The organism is Prevotella sp. S7-1-8, assembly GCF_000758925.1.
GTDB lineage: Bacteria > Bacteroidota > Bacteroidia > Bacteroidales > Bacteroidaceae > Prevotella.
The window spans coordinates 1-18,608 of record NZ_JRNC01000082.1 but is presented as its reverse complement, the minus strand read 5'-3'; the positions used below and the strand labels follow the sequence as shown (position 1 = coordinate 18,608).

Genomic DNA, 18,608 nt, shown 5'->3' with positions numbered 1-18,608 from the left:
CGTCAGACAATCGGGGAGATAAGACCGTAATCACTTCGTTCTCATCGATAAACTTTTAGGAATTAAGAAATAACAAACCATCTACAATGATAAACTTTCAAAGAAATTTATATGAAAAGATACAAGGGAAAAACTGCCCGATGGCAGCAACAGGACAAGGAAGAACAGAGTATGAACAAGACGGAGTTCATCAAGGTTAGGTGCAGCTTGGAGGAGAAGCAGCGCATCAAGTCAAGGGCGGAAAGCACAGGGCGTAAATTCTCCGACTACTGCCGTGAGATGTTAATCAGAGGTGAAGTGATAGCAGTTCCTCCAATGACGGACAATGAGAGGGAAGCCATTGCCATACTCCAGCGGACAGGAATGTTCTACGGGCAGATTTCCAACCTTATCAAGGTCAAGGATAAGGCATGGGTGCCGATAACGAAGAACCTTTCCATATGTGCCAAGGAAGCATTTAAGCGTTTTTACGACCCTCACTTTCGGATTGATGACGATATTTATAAGGTCTTAAAATTGACGAGAAATGATAGGAAAGTGTAAGGCGATAGCGCACGGAAGCACGGCATTGGACTATATTTTCAGGGAGGGCAAGATCGGTTGTCGGCTTGCCTTCCACAATCTTTGCAGCAGGGAGCCGAAGGCTATCCATGAGGAAATGAAGGTGGTCAGCGACTACAACAGCCGATGCAGGAACAAGTTCCTCCGTATCGAAATAGGTATCGCTCCGCAGGACGAGAAGAAACTGCCTGTTTCTGAATTGATGAGGATATCTCATCTGTTTGCCAAGCGAATGGGGCTTGACAATCACCAATGGGTAGCCGTAACCCACAAGGACACCGATAACAGGCATATTCATATCATCGCCAACCGCATCAGTCTGTGTGGAGAGGTATATGACACCACTTTTGTGAGCAACAGGGCAGCGAGGGTGGCGGAGGACATCAGCAGGGAGAAAGGCTTGACCATCGCAAAGGAGGTCAAGGCGGAGAGGAAACACCAAAAGGCAAAAGCTAATCCCACAAGGGAGGAAGCAAAGAAAGAACTGCAAAGGATATGCTATACCTTGCTTGATAAATACAAAGGTACAGGTATCACGGGACATTCCATGTTCCTCTACGAACTGAACAAGAACGGTATTACCATAGAGCGTATGAAGAACAAGCAGGGCAAGGTTTATGGCTTAAAGTTCTCATACGGAGAACATACGTTCAAGGCTTCGGAGGTCGGCAGGGAATTTGGCTATCGTTCCTTGCAGAAAAACTTTGACCTTCGCAATAAGGCAGAGTCAAAGACATTGCAACAACACGAGTATAATCCGCCAAAGGAAAAAGAAAATTTTGGTACAGCTTATCAACTTGTTCCTCCAAGCCGTTCCAATATCTCACGAGATGGAAATACCCTACAACCACTTAATACTATTGGTACAATAGCAGATACTGCCATTAGCGTAGTCGATGAAGTAATGGAAGGCTTGGGCGAGATGATTACGCCAACCGCACAGGGCAATGATCATGCCGAAGCTGCATGGCAGCGCAAACTAAGGACCCAAGCCAATAGAAAGAAGAAGCGAGGAAGAAATATATGATGGCTACCTCCCGCATCGCTAAATCGTACAGAGCTATTCTAAAGGTTTGCTCATCCCTTCAGCAACAGCATCTTTGATTTTATCAAGTAATTCTGTAAACTTTTGTTGCTCGAGTTCCTCTATATTTTCCCAGTCGCATTCTATTTTATTCTCTTCTATAAGTTGCTTTAACATTTCAACATAGTCATAATCTATGGCAGTAGTACCTTTCTGTATTTGGACTGTTATATTTCCCATTTCGTCCTTTTTAAAAAATAATTTCATATGTTCTAAGTTGTGAATTTCTTTAAGTTATATTTTTTTACTCGTTTCTTTATTGAAGGTTTGCCACCATCCGTTATTGATGCTATTAAATCAAGAATTGATTTTTCTCCAATTTTTCCTTCGAGCGGTGATGAACGTATTACTATTACACCATTTTTATTTTCACAATAAATAATTTGTTGAGCATCTCCCATCATTGGAATTGTTGCATTATGAGAGACAAGAATTATCTGTTTCGTGTTTTTTACTTTCTTAATCGCACTCACTAAACCATCATTAATATATTTAGTTGCAAGATTATCTTCTGGCTGATCAATAATAATTGGGGCTATATCTTTATCATATCCAAGAATAAGATCTAATAGTACAGAAGTTTTCCATCCTGCACTGAGGCGACTGAAATCCTTTCCCTCTTCAGTTGTAATACTATAGATAGTCTTGTTCATATTTTCAAAATCTTTATAAACCCTATTTATGAAGTCTTGATAGTCTATCACTTTAGGTTTTTGCCCACTAAAATTCTTTTGAAATAATTTTTTTGGTGAGATATTATTAAAAGCATCAATCTTACAAGTTGTTTTTAACTTACTATTAAAGACATCAAGAACAATATTTTTGTTAATTTTATATTGATTCTTTATAAATAGAGAATGTCCAGAGGATTTTATTTCTTTTGTTTCAAACTCAACTTGATAAGAAGCTATCGCATGTAAGTATTTTTTAAATTTCCTATTTAAATAAACATAATCACTTATTTGCTTTATCAATTTATCGAATTGCTGTGTTTTAGTTTGATCTTCTTGACTTTCTGTTAGAAGAATACTCGCATATGTGTTATTAGCGTTGTTTATAGTTGTAAAAACATTATTTTCAACTTCACTATATTTGTACACGATCTGTAATACTTTGATTAACTCATCTATAGTTGTATTGTAATCAGACACAAAAGGATTGTTCCGTAAAAGCGTTTTTATCTCTAATAATGCAGCTATATGATTTGTTTTCTTAAGATTCTCATAGGAAATAGAATTACGTTCATTTGATTTGGGTAGCAGGGTGGAAATGATGTTTTGTCTAATGGGATTTAAAACAAGTAATCTACCTATTTGTGGAGTCACTCTCATCTTATGCTCTATAGACTCAATCTCTTCTACAGTGCGGATTAATTCTGTTAAATCTTTTTTTAATGTAGCGAGGCTGCTTCCCACTTGTTCTGAAATTTCTCTATTGTCAGGAAACAGGCTTTTAATGATTTCGATTTCTTCAATACCTTGCTCAGAATCATTTCCTATAACTTTCATAATATAATTCTGCCCTAAATAGTGAGGAGTCATCTCCGAAGGATTAACTACATTGATATTTTCAACATCAAAATCTTTATAATTAGAATCTTCAAAAGATTTCTTGGATAGCTTCCTCCATATAGAATCTACCAACAGTGTTTTGCCACTTGAGGATCCTCCTATAATAACATTGAGACCTGAACTAAATTGTACATCTATATCAAGATGTTCATTTTTATATTTAACACTTTCAATCTTTTCTGACCATGATTCTGGTTTAGACAGGCTATATATTAAACGAGATTTCTCAGACAAAGATAATCTAAATCCTTCAAAAGTGGGTTGAGAAAACATCCAAGTTGGAACGAAAGGTTCTGCATCTTTGGCATTAGGATATCTGGCAGGATCATAGTTGTCTGAGCAAGTTACAAGGTTTACAAAATCACTAATACCAAGTCTTTGAAAGTACTTATCTGTCTCTTCTCGTTTAGATTCGCTTCTTGCTGTAAAGCCATCGAACTGATTGTAATAAACACTGCGCTCCATCATAGTATCAAACTTCTTTGTTGATGGTATAGCCTTATTAAAAGTAGCATGAGATTGCCCCCCATGAGGAAGTAGAACAAAATCATAGTTGTCGAACTCATTGATAACCTTATCAAGAGTTGGAATAGAAGTATCTTTCTTATCAACTGTTTTTCGAGGATATAGTCTATCCAATATATCATTTATATCGTCTATAGACTGTTCCGTTATCTCATTTTTGAAAAACATATGGCAGTGATATGCTTCTGTTTCTAAAACATAATGGATATGTAATTCTACGCCAAGCATTAAATGTATATCTGGACTACATGCGTCAAGTGCAGTAAGATATACTCTCTTATTTATTACATTATGATCAGTAAAAGAAAGCAAAATATTTTGTGCTTGGGCTTTGTCTCTCACCTTAGTAAAAAGAGTCTCAAAGTCATAATTTACATTAAGACTATCAGGGTTAGATGATGTATGAATATGAATATCAATGTATACAGGTTCCATATGTCAAAATATTATTCTATGAATACTAACTAAGACATCCAAATCTTTAATTGGTTATAGTGTAAAAATACTTAAAGAAATATATTACAAAGGTAGTATTTTTATGGTGAAAATCCTTGTTTTTCTGACAGAAAGTATATTTTTCACTTAAAAGAATTGCTCTATTCTCAATAAAGTATTATCTTTGCAAACAGAATAACAAGCGTTCTTTGTTAGGCAGAAAACAGCAAAGCCAAGTAGCTCGCTCGTTTCCAAATCGTTACCTATTCAGTTATATTAACAAGGTAACTTGTTTATTTTCAATAAGTTGCATTTTAGATATTATCTTTCCAAGCGATTAAAACCTAATCGCAAAAGAAAAAAAATATTTTTTTGAGAAATACGCATCCATATACCCGTAGACTGGTGGTTATCAGGGCGTTATCATAACTCGCTTATTTTCGCCGAATTTTAAGCCACGACGTCTTCATTTTCAAACAAGCCACGCTTACGAGAGCTTTTGTCAGATAATTTCAAAAAAGGATTTTTATTGACGAACTAAATAAATCGCAAAGAAGATTTTATATTCATTGTCCGGCATGCGTTTATTTGCTTTTTAAAATAAAAAGCTCTCAACCATGGATTGCGTTTCCGACAATCCAACAATATAAATCACACGGCTAATCCAAAGAAAAATACATATTTAAATCATTTATCAACAAATAATAATAAATATTTTGCTATCTGCTGTCTTATGCTTAATTTTACGCCAAGAAAAAAGAAACCTAAATTTAATCTTAAAACTATCATGGTACAAGAAACGCAAATTGTTGAGTGCGTCCCTAATATTAGCGAGGGTCGCGACAAAGAAATCATCAAGCAAGTGACAGACGAGATTGAGCGCGTAAAAGGCGTAATGCTCTTGGACGTAGACCCCGGAGAAGCCACCAACCGCACCGTGATCACCTTCGTGGGCTCGCCCGACGTGGTGGTGGAGGCCGCTTTCCAATGCGTGAAAAAGGCCGCACAGCTCATTGACATGCGCCAACAACACGGCGCCCACCCCCGTATGGGCGCAACCGACGTATGCCCACTCATCCCAGTCGCGGGCATTACGCTTGAGAAATGTGCCGAGCTGGCGCGCAAATTGGCGCAGCGCATCGCCACCGAGCTGAACGTGCCATGCTACTGCTACGAGGCCGCGGCAAGGACGCCGGAGCGCAAAAACCTCGCTATCTGCCGTAAAGGCGAATACGAGGGACTGCAAGAGAGAATGACCGTAGAGAAAGAAGCGCCCGACTTTGGAGCAAGGCCATGGGACGAAGGCCTGGCACGCACTGGCTGTACGGCCGTAGGAGCCCGCGATTTCCTGATAGCGACCAACTTTAATCTCAACACCACTTCAACACGACGCGCCAACGCCATCGCATTCGACGTGCGCGAGAAAGGACGCCCACGGCGTGAGGGCGGATCGCCCATAGGCAAGCCAATGAAGGACGCTAACGGCAAAACAATCATGATACCGGGAACGCTGAAGGGGACCAAAGCCATCGGATGGTACATAGACGAATATGGCATCGCGCAGGTATCCATGAATATCACCGATATCAACAAGACCCCATTGCACATTGCTTTCGACGAGGTTTGTCGCTGCGCGCAAAACCGCGGCATTCGCGTGACAGGTACGGAAATCGTGGGATTGATACCTAAACGCACGCTGATAGAAGCTGGCAAACATTTCTTGAAAAAGCAAGAACGCTCTACAGGAATACCCGAAAGCGACATCATCAAAATTGCCATCAAGTCTATGGGCTTGGACGACTTGAAAGAATTTAATCCTCGTGAGAAAGTCATCGAATTTCTTTTGGAAGACGCCCAGAAGTCGGCCCGCCTAATAGACCTTACCGTAGACGAATTTGCCAATGAGACATCGCGCGAATCTCCAGCCCCCGGTGGTGGTACCATCTCCGCTTACATGGGTGCCCTTGGCGCCGCTCTCGGCACCATGGTCGCCAACCTTTCAAGCCACAAGGCTGGTTGGGACGCGCGCTGGGAAGAGTTCAGCGAATGGGCCGACAAGGGTCAGGCGGTACAAGCAGAGCTGATGACGCTCGTGGACGAAGACACCAAAGCATTCAACCGCATTATGGAAGCGTTTGGCCTGCCGAAAAAAACGGATGAGGAAAAAGCCGCCCGCACCGCCGCCATTCAAGCCGCCACGTTGTTCGCCACGGAAGTGCCCTTGCACACCATGAACGCTTCTTGCAAAGTGTTCGAGATATGCAAGGCTATGGCAGAAGAGGGCAACCCGAACAGTGTTTCAGACGCGGGAGTAGGCGCGCTTGCCGCGCGAGCGGCGGTATTGGGCGCAGGGCTTAACGTGAAAATCAACGCCTCTGGATTGAAAGACCGCGCAAAGGCCGACAAATTGGTTGGCGAAGCGAACGAATTGATAAAGAAAGCCAACGAACTTGAGGCTGAAATCATGAAAATAGTAGAGAATAAATTATAATCAGCTAAAAATCTATAAACTATGACAAAAGAACAATTTATCGAAGACATCCGCGCCGGTATTCCAGACACGCTGCCCGAGCCACAGCCTTACGACAAAGAAATCAATCATGCGCCAAAGCGTAAAGACATCTTGACAGCAGAGGAGAAGAAGCTCGCCTTGCGCAATGCCTTGCGCTATTTCCCCAAGAAATTTCACGCCACGCTGGCGCCTGAATTTGTTAAAGAACTGCAAACATACGGTCGCATATACATGTATCGGTTCCGCCCATCCTATGAGATGTACGCCCGTCCAATAGACGAATATCCGCACAAGTCTGTGCAAGCCGCGGCAATCATGATGATGATACAAAACAATCTGGACAAGGCCGTGGCACAACATCCGCACGAATTGATCACCTATGGCGGCAATGGCGCGGTGTTCCAAAACTGGGCACAATATAGACTTGTGATGAAATATCTGAGCGAAATGACCGACGAGCAGACGCTCGTGATGTATTCGGGCCATCCGCTCGGGCTTTTTCCGTCGCACAAAAACGCCCCGCGCGTGGTGGTTACCAATGGTATGGTCATACCAAATTACTCCAAACAAGACGACTGGGAGCGCGACAACGCACTCGGTGTGAGCCAATATGGGCAGATGACCGCCGGATCTTATATGTACATTGGCCCGCAAGGTATCGTTCATGGAACGACCATCACCGTGCTGAACGCAGCCCGCAAGGTAGGTGGCGACAACATGAAGCTGTTTGTTACATCTGGTTTAGGCGGTATGTCGGGCGCGCAACCCAAAGCCGGCAACATTGCAGGCGTGGTGAGCGTCACGGCAGAAATCAACCCTTTGGCAGCTCGCAAACGCTACGATCAAGGCTGGGTGGACGAGCTTCACGACAATTTGGATGAGTTGATACCAACCATTCGCAAAGCCGTCGAAGAGCGTCGGGTTGTATCGTTGGCATATGTTGGCAATGTGGTGGACCTCTGGGAGCGTTTGGCAGAAGAGGATGTTCGTGTGGATCTTGGCTCCGACCAGACTTCCCTCCACAATCCGTGGGCAGGCGGCTACTACCCCGTGGGCATCTCTTTTGAGGAGAGCAAGCGCATGATGGCGGAAGAGCCAAAGATATTCAAGGAGAAAGTGAAAGAATCGTTGCGCCGCCAAGTGGCGGCCATCAACAAGCTCACGGCCAAAGGTATGTACTTCTTCGACTATGGAAACGCTTTCCTTTTGGAGTCGAGTCGCGCAGGCGCTGACATCATGGGAGCAAACAACAAGTTCCGCTACCCCTCTTATGTTCAAGACATCATGGGACCGATGTTCTTTGACTACGGCTTCGGGCCATTCCGCTGGGTTTGTTCATCGGGTGACCCCAAAGACTTGGAGGTAACGGATAGAATTGCCACAAAGGTGTTGGAAGAAATCAGGGAAACCGCCACTCCCGATATTATCGGCCAGTTAGACGATAACATTCACTGGATTAAAGAGGCCGGGAAAAACCGTCTTGTCGTTGGCTCGCAAGCACGTATCCTTTACGCCGACTGTGAGGGAAGAACGAAAATAGCCTTGGCTTTCAACGACGCTATCAAACGTGGCGAAATCAGCAGGCCTGTCGTTCTTGGCAGAGACCATCATGATGTATCGGGCACCGACTCTCCTTTCCGCGAGACCTCTAACATTTACGACGGCTCACAGTTCTGCGCCGACATGGCCGTACAGAACGTTATCGGCGACGCTTTCCGTGGCGCGACATGGGTTTCCATCCACAATGGAGGCGGCGTTGGCTGGGGCGAGGTGATAAACGGAGGCTTTGGCATGGTCATTGACGGTGGCAAAGATTCGGAACGCCACATTCGCGAGATGCTCCTTTGGGATGTTAACAATGGCATCACGCGCCGCAGCTGGGCTCGCAACGAAGGCTCCATGGCTGCCATCAAGCGAGAAATGGAGCGCACTCCCAATTTGAAAGTTACGCTTCCCAACCTTGTCGATGACGAAGTGATAAATAAAGCATTTTAAAAACGAAAGCCTCTGGACAAGAGAACGATATTCCGAAGGGCGTCGACCGTTCTGACGCGAGCATGCGAGCGACTCAAACGGAGACTCTCCCAATGAATGTGTGAAAAGTGAGAGACAGACACGCCGTCGCTTTTCTATCCTCAATATTACCACAACCAAACAATAAAAAAATGAAACACAAAATAAGCGCAGACCACCTTTCGATAGAAAGAATTGGCGAAATCATCACGAAAGACGTCAAGCTCGAACTATCCGACGACGCACGTCAAAGAATTATCCGATGCCGCGAGTATCTGGACAAGAAGATCGAGACATCCGACAAACCCGTCTATGGCGTGACAACAGGTTTCGGATCGCTGTGCAAAATATCTATTGACAAGCAGCGATTGGCAGACCTACAGAAGAACTTAATGATGTCGCACGCGTGTGGCGTGGGCGATAGAGTCCCGAATGAAATAGTGAAAATAATGCTCCTTCTCAAAGTGCAATCCCTTAGCTATGGTTATTCAGGCTGCCAGATTGCCACTGTGGAACGCTTGATAGATTTCTTCAACAACGATATATACCCCGTGGTTTACATGCAGGGCTCACTTGGAGCCTCTGGCGATTTGGTCCCATTGGCACACCTATGCCTACCATTGATAGGTATGGGCGATGTAGAATATAAAGGGGAAATCATTTCGGGAGAAGAAATGCTACGTAAAATGGGTTGGCAACCCATACAACTTGTCTCGAAAGAAGGTTTAGCCTTGCTCAATGGCACACAGAACATGGGTGCTTTCGCGGTATGGTCCTTGCTTCAGTCGGAGCGCCTAAGCGATTGGGCTGACAAAATTAGCGCAATGTCACTTGAGGCTTACGACGGGCGCATTGAGCCTTTCTTACACGCTGTAAACGCTGTTCGCCCACACCAAGGACAAATTGAAACGGCAGCCCACATTCGTGAGTTGCTCGAAGGCAGCGAACTTATCAAGCAGCCCAAAGTAAACGTACAAGACCCCTATTCTTTCCGCTGCATACCGCAAGTTCATGGCGCTTCCAAAGACACTATTCGTTATGTGAAATCTGTTATCGACATTGAGGTGAACGCAGCGACCGACAATCCAACCGTCTGCCCAGACGAAGACTTGATTATTTCGGCAGGTAATTTTCATGGCGAGCCTATTGCCCAACCGATGGATTTCCTCGCAATAGCGCTCTGCGAACTCAGCAACATATCTGAACGCCGTATTTATAAGCTCGTGTCGGGCACACGAGACCTTCCAAGTTTCTTGGTTGCCAAGCCTGGATTAAATAGCGGTTTCATGATTCCACAATACACAGCGGCCTCCATCGTAAGCCAAAGCAAGATGTATTGCACACCGGCTTCCGCCGACAGCATACCATCGTCACAGGGCCAGGAAGACCACGTCAGCATGGGCGCCAACGCGGCGACCAAGCTCTATCAAGTGGTGTTGAACACGGAACGTGTGCTTGCCATTGAGCTTTTCAATGCCGCACAAGCGTTGGAGTTCCGACGTCCGCTCAAATCATCGCCTGTAATCGAAGCTATCTTCGAAGAATATCGCGAAGCGGTGCCATTTGTTGAAAACGATCAATTTATGGCTCCACACATTGCAAAATCCGTGGAGTTCCTGAGAAAATAAGAATCTTTTTTCCAACCATTAGGCCTCATCCGCTTCGCTTTATCCCTTTTGGGGAAAGAGAAGTGGATAAGGCTTTTTCATTAAACAAAAGATTATGAAATTATTAGTAACAAATATAGACATTCTCGCGGGTGTCGGACATGATGGCAAACGCTGCCTGAAAGGAGACGAAATGGCCCGTATTGACACCATTGAGCATGCTTACCTATATGTGGAAGACGGACGAATCGCAGCGTATGGGAAACGCAGCGACATGCCGCAAATAGACAGTGACACAACCGTCGTGGACGCCGAGGGCGGAGCGGTGCTACCGTCTTTTTGCGATTCGCACACCCATATTGTCTACGCAGGAAGTCGAGAAGGCGAATTTGTGGATAAAATTCGTGGCCTAAGCTATGCTGAAATAGCCAAGCGTGGCGGTGGCATCCTCAACTCGGCCGACCGCCTTCATGAGCTGTCCGAGGACGAGCTATACACGCAAGCCATGAAACGCGTGGACGAAGTTATCCGCAAAGGTACGGGAGCCATAGAGATAAAAAGCGGCTATGGGCTCAATCTCGAGGATGAACTGAAAATGCTGCGTGTCATTCGGCGTGTCAAAGAAACATCCCCGGTAAAAGTGGTGGCCAATTTTCTCGGCGCGCACGCGGTGGGACGCGCGTTTGCCGGCAGGCAAAAAGAATACGTAGACCATGTCATCAACGACATGCTACCAGCGGTAGCAAAGGAAAATCTCGCCGACTTCATCGACGTGTTCTGCGACGAAGGGTTTTTCACGCCTGAGGAGACACGACGCATTCTTAAGGCAGGAGAAAAATACGGGCTGCGCGGAAAAATTCATGCCGAAGAACTTGCCGTATCGGGTGGCGTGGATGTTGCCGTGGAATGTGACGCTCTTTCGGTAGACCACCTTGAAGCAATGGACGACCACGATATCGAGTTGCTCAAAAACACGAACACCATACCCACAGCCCTGCCAGGCACATCGTTCTTCCTGAACATGCCGTTCGCGCCAGCCAGAAAGATGATTGAGGCCGGGTTGCCAATGGCTATCGCCTCTGATTACAACCCCGGCTCAACCCCGTCAGGCGACATGAAGTTTGCCGTTTCACTTGCCTGTATAAAAATGCGGCTTATGCCGGCCGAAGCAATCAATGCGGCAACACTTAACAGCGCGTGCGCCATGGGGTTAAGCGAAGACTACGGATCGATAACCAAAGGCAAAGTGGCCAACTTCTATATTACAGACCCTATCCCATCCGTCGACTTCATCCCCTATGCTTACACCACACCGATCATACGCCGCATATTCCTCAAAGGCGTAGAGTATCGCAAGTGAAAAAAAAATGTTGACCATGAGCCAATGGCCCAAGACTTGCGCCAAAGACTGTCCACGGCTCAGGCCCTGACAAGGACAACCGGAAATCCTTATTAGGGCTTGCCGTTTGTAAGCGTAGGAACAAAGCACAAAGTGAAGGTTATTGGAAACAAATAAAATATTTATTGTTATCTTTGCGCACGCAATCCGCGACATACATTTAGTCATGCCATCATACACAAGGAACATGAACAACCAAACCACAATGGACAATCTTCAGAGAATGAGACAGTTGGTCGACGAGCTTAACACCGCGTCAGAAGCTTATTACAATGGCAAAGGCGAACTGATGACCGACTTCGAATGGGACGCGAAGTTTGACGAATTGAAACGGTTGGAACAGGAGACAGGACAGAAGCTGCCCGAATCGCCCACCGCAAAAGTTTCGGAAGACAATATAAGTGGCCAAAAAGAAAAGCATGAATTTGCCGCTTTGTCTTTGGCCAAGACAAAAAAAACCGCCGATTTGGTTAAATGGGCAGAGGGCAAGCCCATCTGGATATCATGGAAATTAGATGGCCTTACCTTGGTAGTGACGTATGATGGCGGCAAACTATCCAAGATTGTGACACGAGGCAATGGCCATGTCGGAACCAATATTACACATCTTGGCAGGGCCATCAATGGCATACCGCCAAAAATCAAAGACAATGGACACGTGGTGATACGTGGCGAAGCCATCATCTCGTATGAAGACTTTGAACGATTCAACATGGAAAACGATGGCGGATTTGCCAACCCACGCAACCTGGCGTCTGGGTCTCTCACGCTCAAAGACGTTGCCGAGGTGGCGGAGCGACACATCAAATGGATACCTTTCACTTTGGTTTATTGCGAGCAAAAATTGACATCGTGGGGACAACGCATGCAGTTTCTGAAAGACAATGGAATGAACTGCGTGGAGCACGAATTGGTAAGCCACCCCACAATCACGGAAATGCAAAAAGTGATAGACCAGTGGACGTTGCGCGTAACGAGCCACAAAAACCCATACCCCGTGGACGGTCTTGTCATCGTATATGACGACACCGAATACGCCGCGACAGGCTCGGTTACCGGCCATCATGCCACACGGGCTGGCTACGCTTTCAAATGGCAAGACGAAAGCGCCACCACCACGTTGGAAGACATTGAGTGGAGCTGCGCCGCATCGACCATTTCGCCCGTCGCCATCTTCACGCCCGTGGAAATTGAAGGCACTATCGTGAAACGGGCTTCGCTCTGCAATATAAGCGAATGTGAACGATTGGGCATTGGAAGCCAAGGCACATCCTTGGAAGTTATCAAGGCAAACAAGATTATTCCTAAGGTAATCAAAGTGAACAAGAAAATAGGCGAACTGGACATACCGCACCATTGTCCAGTATGCCAATCGCTCACAGAGGTGAGGGTCAGCCCTAACAGTGGCACCCAAACACTGCATTGCACCAACGATAAATGCCCGGCCAAACAACTTAAAAAATTCGATCGCTTTGTCTCCAAGGACGGCGTGAACGTAGACGGCATATCAGAGCAGACATTGTCTCGCTTTATTAATATGGGCTGGATTACGGAGTACGCTGACATATACAGCCTGCCTGACCATGCAGAAGCGATAGCGCAGCTCGAAGGTTTCGGCCAAAAGTCGGCCGCCAACATTGTCAGCTCCGTAGAACAAGCACGCAAAGTTGACGCGCGCCGACTGTTATTCGCTCTATCCATACCAATGATAGGACAAGACGTATGCAAGCGTTTGCTTGCGGCCTACTCTTTACAAGAGCTCATGGAGATAGCAACCGGGCATAAAAACAACGGAGAATTGTTTTCGTCCCAACCCGAAACCATTCTTGAGACCATACCCGGGATTGGCCCTGAAAAGGCGGCATCGTTTGTCAATTGGTTCAAAGAGCCTGAAAACAAAGGCATGGTTGAACGCCTCTTGCCCAAGCTAACCATTGAACAGACGGCAATAACACCAATGGGCAAGCGCTGCGAGGGACTGACTTTCGTGGTGACCGGCGACGTGAAACACTACAAGAACCGCAACGAGCTAAAAACATACATAGAGGGTCAAGGTGGCAAGGTGACTGGCTCCGTAAGCAAATTGACCTCGTTTTTGATTAACAATGACACGCTATCAACAAGCGGCAAGAACCAAAAAGCGAAGCAGCTGAACATTCCCATCATATCCGAGGAAGATTTTATACGCCAATTTGTGGATTGACAGAAATGATATTGCGCGAATGAGAAAAATGCGTTAATTTTGCGCCGAACAAACAAAGGATCGCACAAGGCTCGTCGTCAGACAAGCCAAAAAATTGATGGTTGCCAACATGCGCTCGCTTAACAAACAAGGTTACACCTCTTTTTATATATAGCACTTTAACATGAGAATAGACATCATCACCGTATTACCAGAAATGATAGAGGGTTTTGTCAACGAGTCGATATTGGCTCGCGCACAGAAAAAAGGCTTGGCGGAAATCCATTTGCATAATCTACGCGACTACACGCATGACAAATGGCGCAGGGTGGACGACTATCCCTACGGTGGGTTCGCTGGGATGGTAATGCAAATTGAGCCTATAGACCGCTGCCTGTCAGCCTTGAAAGCCGAGCGCGACTATGACGATGTAATCTATGTGACTCCCGATGGCGAGAAGTTTAACCAGCACGTCGCGAACGAAATGAGCTTGCAAAAAAACATCGTTTTGCTCTGTGGCCATTATAAAGGCATTGACCAACGTGTGCGCGACCATCTCATCACGCGCGAGATAAGCGTGGGCGACTTCGTACTCACGGGCGGCGAATTGGCCGCGGCAGCCATCGCCGACGCTGTGGTAAGGGTGGTTCCCGGCGTAATCGGCGACGAACAGAGCGCCCTGTCAGATTGTTTTCAGGATGATTTGCTGGCTGCGCCCATCTATTCGCGACCAGCGGAATACAAAGGTTGGAAAGTGCCCGAAGTGCTGTTGAGTGGCAACGAGGCAAAAATAAAACAGTGGGAAATGGAACAAGCCATGGAACGAACCAAGCAGTTGAGACCTGACTTGCTGAAATGAAGAGGCTACATCTAAGCCGCGGAGTGTAAATCCTAAAAAAAACTAGCGCAAGAAAATTAGGAAGATATAGAGTTGAACATGGTTAAAAACAAATATGCGACTGATATTTTGGCGTCATAACCCGAAGCCTACGACCACGGAAGAACCACGCCCATGCAACCAATATCAACAAGACCGTGAGCAAGCGAGATCACGCATAAGTCTCGCAAAATTCTTCCCCGAGCGCGAACCCCTCTTCGTAAAGAGCCTCCAACTTGTTAATATTTTTCTCCATCCGGCCCACATCCACACATCGTTGCGGACGAATACAAACTATGGAACCTTGCCTCTCAAGATCCTCGACGAGCTGAAGTTGCTCATTGTAGGCCTCGATCCTATGACTGAGGGCAACCCTTAGGCGAGGATAATTCTTGTAAATAAAACTTGGAATTTTACGATCTCTCACTTTCTTGCGGTAACCATAGTTGCGCGTGCAAACAACAATGTTGGCAGAATGCCCCATGTCAATGGCACGCATCACGGGTATGGAATCGACAATGCCACCATCAAGCAGGGGCTGCCCGTCTATTTCCACTATCTTGCTGACAAATGGCAAACTGCTTGAGGCACGCACCATGTCGAGCGCGCACTGGACATTGGATGTCTCCGTGAGATATGCCGGACGACCAGTGCGGCAATTGGTGGCAACCGCCTCGAACCCCTTGGAAAAACGGAAAAATGTGTCATAATCGAATGGTATCAACTCATTAGGGAAACGATCATAAAGCAATTTTTGATCGAACATGCAGCCTTGTGTCACCAAATGCCTAATGCCTATATAATTATATTTTGCCAAATAATCAATATTTGAGATACGCGCGCGGCGCGGTTGGCGCGAGATATAGCTCATGGCATTACACGCTCCTGCCGAAACGGCAACAACATACTGAAAATAAACATCATGCTTCATAAAAGCATCAAGCACGCCACTGGTAAAAACGCCTCGCATTCCACCACCTTCAAGCACCAAGCCCGTATTCCTGTCCAAACGCATAAAAACTATTAATTTTATATGCAAAAATAGTAATTTTTAATGAAGAAGTCGTATCTTTGCAATAGATAGATCATAAAATAACCTAAATATGTTTAGCAAAGAAACCTATGTTAGCCGTCGCGCGGAATTGAAAAAACTTGTAAAAAGTGGCATCATCGTTCTTTTTGGCAATAATAACGCCCCTGCCAATTTCCCCAACAATGGTTATCACCCTTTCCGTCAAGACTCTTCTTTCCTGTATTATTTTGGACAGAACAGGGATGGACTCGTCGGCGTTATCGACGTTGACAACAACAAAGAAACCCTTATTGGCGATGATATCTCCATAGACGATATCGTATGGTATGGCGCTGTGGATAGCGTGCACGACATGGCTGGGCAAGTGGGCGTGCCCAACAGCGCCCCAATGATAGAATTGGCAAAAATCTGCAAAGAGGCCAAACGTGACAAACGCACCATACATTTCTTGCCTCCATACAGGGCAGACATCAAGATTATGATTTCAGACCTGCTGGGCATACATCCCGACAAGCAGAAAGGCCAAGCGTCTATGACGCTAATTCAAGCAGTGGTAAAAATGCGCTCCACCAAGACAGAAGAAGAAATAGAAGAGTTGGAACGTGCCGCGCTAATTGGCTACAAAATGCACACAACGGCCATGAAGATGTGCCGGCCCGGCGTCACGGAAAAGGAAATTGCCGGAACGCTTGACGGTATAGCCAATGGCATGGGCGCCATGGTGAGTTTCCCCACCATCCTGTCACAACACGGTGAGATACAACACGGAGCGCCATCGATGGCCAAATTACAAGCCGGAAAACTCATGCTGTGCGACGCTGGAGCCGAAACCATTAACAACTACTGCTCCGACAACACGCGCACAACACCTGTAAGCGGACGCTATGACCAAAGACAACTGGAAATATACTCCATTGTCGAGGAATGCCACGACTATGTGCTGACCGTGGCCAAACCCAACGTGAAATGGTGGGACGTGCACTTCGGCGTGTGCCGGTTGATGACAGAACGTCTGAAAGAACTGGGCTTGATGCGCGGAGACACCGACGACGCCGTGGCGGCAGGCGCACATGCTATGTTCATGGTGCATGGTTTGGGACACATGATGGGTATGGACGTACACGACATGGAGAGCTTTGACCAGATAAACGTGGGCTTCGACGACGAAGTTAGACCCAACTTGGAACAGTTTGGAACCAACTGCCTGCGTATGGGCAGACGCTTGCAAGAGGGTTTTGTTGTGACGGACGAACCTGGCATATATTTCATTCCCGCACTCATTGACAACTGGAAGGCAAGTGGACACTGCAAGGAGTTTATCAATTTCGACAAACTCGAGACCTACAAAGACTTTGGAGGCATACGCTTGGAAGATGACTTGCTCATCACAAAAAATGGCTGTCGCTTCATCGGCAAAGACAGAATACCCTATCACCCCAAAGATGTAGAAGCTTTTATCGCTCGCTAAACCTGTGCCAATCATACAGACACTAATTATATAAATCTAACAAAATAATGAAGAAACTATTTTTTTTGGCTTTTCTCGCAGTTTTTGCGATTGGAGCTAACGCACAAGAAAAGAAGGCAACAAAAAATTTGAACAAGCCCATTTTTACCGTGGTGAAGAAAAACCCAATTACGAGCATTAAAGACCAAAACCGCTCGGGCACCTGCTGGGATTACTCTACGTTGAGCTTTTTTGAAGCTGAAATACTGAAAGCCACCGGCAAGACATACGACCTTTGCGAGAGCTTCGTAGCCAACAAAACATATATGGACCGTGCCATACAGGTAGTAAGACTACATGGCGACTGTCAATTCGCACAAGGCGGCAGCTCATACGACGCGTATTACACTCTCAAGAACTATGGCATTTGCCCAGAAAACGCAATGCCTTTCCCCGGCAGTCTATATGGCGATTCACTGAATAACTTTAACGAATTTTTCTCTGTAATGTCTCCATACGTGCAATCCGTAGCCAAATCAAAAGCCAAAAAGATTTCTGGACAGTGGAAAGTGGGATTGCAAGGTATTCTTGATGCCTATCTGGGTAAATGCCCTGAAACGTTTACATACCAAGGCAAAACATACACGCCGAAGAGCTTCGCACAGAGTTTAGGTCTCAACTGGGACAATTACACCACATTCACCTCATACACACATCATCCTTTCTGGACAGCTTTCGCGGTGGAAGTGCAAGACAACTGGCGCAACCCTCTCTCTTGGAATGTTCCTATAGAAGAACTGGGCAGGATCATTGACAACGCCATCATGAACGGATACACCGTGGCATGGGGCGGAGATGTAAGCGAGGACGGCTTTACAAGACAAGGGCTAGCCTACATGTATGACACCAAAAAGATAGAAAGCATGGAAGGCAGCGACATGGCCAGATGGCTCAAGCTCAGTAAGTCTGAGAAAAAAAATATCGTCGATTCACTGGGCGTAAACGTACCGGAAATTACGCCGACACAGAAAAGTCGTCAAGAGCGCTACGACAATTGGGAGCTTACCGACGATCACGGCATGCTTATCTTTGGCATTGCGAAGGACCAAAATGGCAAGGAATACTACATGGTGAAAAACTCATGGGGGGAGACTGGCGATTACAAAGGTATTTGGTATATGACCAAAAACTTTATCGTGGCCAACACCATGGACTTTATGGTTAACAAAAATGCCGTGCCTAAGGACATCAGGAAAAAACTCGGTATATAAATTTTATCCAAATATAAAATGCACAAGCTCCGAACATAAAAAAATGTTCGGAGTTTTTTTTGAATGATGCTCGCCATATAAAAATTTATTG

13 protein-coding genes are annotated in these 18,608 nt (G+C 45.7%); 10 read left to right on the top strand and 3 right to left on the bottom strand.

Annotated elements, in window-relative coordinates:
- Positions 1 to 111 precede the first annotated feature (111 nt).
- Together HMPREF1640_RS11185 and HMPREF1640_RS11180 are read left to right on the top strand one after the other, a co-directional pair.
- Complete coding sequence (locus HMPREF1640_RS11185) at positions 112 to 543, top strand: hypothetical protein (protein ID WP_036894822.1); 432 nt, start codon at positions 112 to 114, stop codon at positions 541 to 543.
- Positions 527 to 1,588: a relaxase/mobilization nuclease domain-containing protein gene (locus HMPREF1640_RS11180; RefSeq protein WP_036894820.1), complete on the top strand. Its 1,062-nt coding sequence runs from the start codon at positions 527 to 529 to the stop codon at positions 1,586 to 1,588. The genes HMPREF1640_RS11185 and HMPREF1640_RS11180 overlap by 17 nt, the downstream gene beginning before the upstream one ends.
- A gap of 33 nt (positions 1,589 to 1,621) precedes the next feature.
- Here HMPREF1640_RS11180 and HMPREF1640_RS11175 read toward each other — a convergent pair whose 3' ends face one another.
- Positions 1,622 to 1,852 carry a hypothetical protein gene (locus HMPREF1640_RS11175; protein ID WP_036894817.1) on the bottom strand — a complete coding sequence of 77 codons (231 nt, stop codon included), beginning with the start codon at positions 1,850 to 1,852 and terminating at the stop codon, positions 1,622 to 1,624.
- Between the two features lie 5 nt (positions 1,853 to 1,857).
- Entirely contained in the window at positions 1,858 to 4,176 is a 2,319-nt protein-coding gene (locus HMPREF1640_RS11170; protein ID WP_036894815.1) for an ATPase, read from the bottom strand.
- A 787-nt stretch (positions 4,177 to 4,963) separates the two neighbouring features.
- On the opposite strand from HMPREF1640_RS11170, the gene ftcD reads away from it, so the two are divergent.
- The 6 genes from ftcD (at position 4,964) to trmD (ending at position 14,748) form a co-directional block, all read left to right on the top strand.
- Entirely contained in the window at positions 4,964 to 6,667 is a 1,704-nt protein-coding gene (ftcD, locus tag HMPREF1640_RS11165; RefSeq protein WP_036894827.1) for a glutamate formimidoyltransferase, read from the top strand.
- A 21-nt stretch (positions 6,668 to 6,688) separates the two neighbouring features.
- Positions 6,689 to 8,683 (top strand): urocanate hydratase, encoded by a 1,995-nt coding sequence (locus HMPREF1640_RS11160; protein WP_036894812.1) that lies wholly within the window; start codon positions 6,689 to 6,691, stop codon positions 8,681 to 8,683.
- A 170-nt stretch (positions 8,684 to 8,853) separates the two neighbouring features.
- Entirely contained in the window at positions 8,854 to 10,329 is a 1,476-nt protein-coding gene (gene hutH / locus HMPREF1640_RS11155; RefSeq protein WP_036894809.1) for a histidine ammonia-lyase, read from the top strand.
- Between the two features lie 94 nt (positions 10,330 to 10,423).
- Positions 10,424 to 11,668, top strand: a complete 1,245-nt coding sequence (gene hutI / locus HMPREF1640_RS11150; protein WP_036894807.1) for an imidazolonepropionase — start codon at positions 10,424 to 10,426, stop codon at positions 11,666 to 11,668.
- A gap of 244 nt (positions 11,669 to 11,912) precedes the next feature.
- A complete protein-coding gene (gene ligA / locus HMPREF1640_RS11145) occupies positions 11,913 to 13,910 on the top strand; it encodes an NAD-dependent DNA ligase LigA (RefSeq protein WP_036894825.1) in 1,998 nt (665 codons plus the stop codon).
- Positions 13,911 to 14,073: 163 nt separating this feature from the next.
- The gene (trmD, locus tag HMPREF1640_RS11140) at positions 14,074 to 14,748 is read left to right on the top strand and encodes a tRNA (guanosine(37)-N1)-methyltransferase TrmD (RefSeq protein WP_036894805.1); all 675 of its coding nucleotides are present in this window, start codon (positions 14,074 to 14,076) and stop codon (positions 14,746 to 14,748) included.
- Between the two features lie 190 nt (positions 14,749 to 14,938).
- Here the strand turns inward: trmD and HMPREF1640_RS11135 are convergent, their stop codons facing one another.
- Positions 14,939 to 15,781: a patatin family protein gene (locus tag HMPREF1640_RS11135; RefSeq protein WP_036894803.1), complete on the bottom strand. Its 843-nt coding sequence runs from the start codon at positions 15,779 to 15,781 to the stop codon at positions 14,939 to 14,941.
- Positions 15,782 to 15,869: 88 nt separating this feature from the next.
- Here HMPREF1640_RS11135 and HMPREF1640_RS11130 point away from each other — a divergent pair, with 88 nt between their 5' ends.
- Together HMPREF1640_RS11130 and HMPREF1640_RS11125 are read left to right on the top strand one after the other, a co-directional pair.
- Positions 15,870 to 17,267 (top strand): aminopeptidase P N-terminal domain-containing protein, encoded by a 1,398-nt coding sequence (locus HMPREF1640_RS11130; protein ID WP_036894798.1) that lies wholly within the window; start codon positions 15,870 to 15,872, stop codon positions 17,265 to 17,267.
- 47 nt (positions 17,268 to 17,314) lie between these two features.
- Positions 17,315 to 18,517, top strand: a complete 1,203-nt coding sequence (locus HMPREF1640_RS11125; RefSeq protein ID WP_036894796.1) for an aminopeptidase C — start codon at positions 17,315 to 17,317, stop codon at positions 18,515 to 18,517.
- Positions 18,518 to 18,608: the final 91 nt, after the last annotated feature.